This window comes from Paenibacillus sp. OSY-SE (assembly GCF_000283315.1).
Classification (GTDB): Bacteria; Bacillota; Bacilli; order Paenibacillales; family Paenibacillaceae; genus Paenibacillus_B; species Paenibacillus_B profundus.
Genome location: NZ_ALKF01000054.1, coordinates 1 through 203, shown reverse-complemented (window position 1 = coordinate 203; position 203 = coordinate 1). Strand labels below are relative to the sequence as shown.

The 203-nt window shown below is 47.3% G+C and carries 1 pseudogene; it reads left to right on the top strand.

From position 1 onward, the window contains the following. A pseudogene (locus A372_RS38180) lies at window positions 1-203 on the top strand (O-antigen ligase family protein); the annotation flags it as partial.

Sequence of the window (203 nt, the reverse complement as noted above, 5' to 3'; positions counted from 1 at the left end):
ATGAAAGCCAAGGAGTTGGACCGACTGCTGTATTCATACGCCAACATTGCTGTTCTAGTAGCGATATACGGCATTATTCGGTACTTGACGGTGCCTCCTTGGGATGCATTTTGGATGAATCATGTGGAAATGAATTCCATTGGCGTGCCAGAACCGCTTCAAATTAGAGTGTTTTCTTCCATGAACTCGCCCGGTCCATGCGC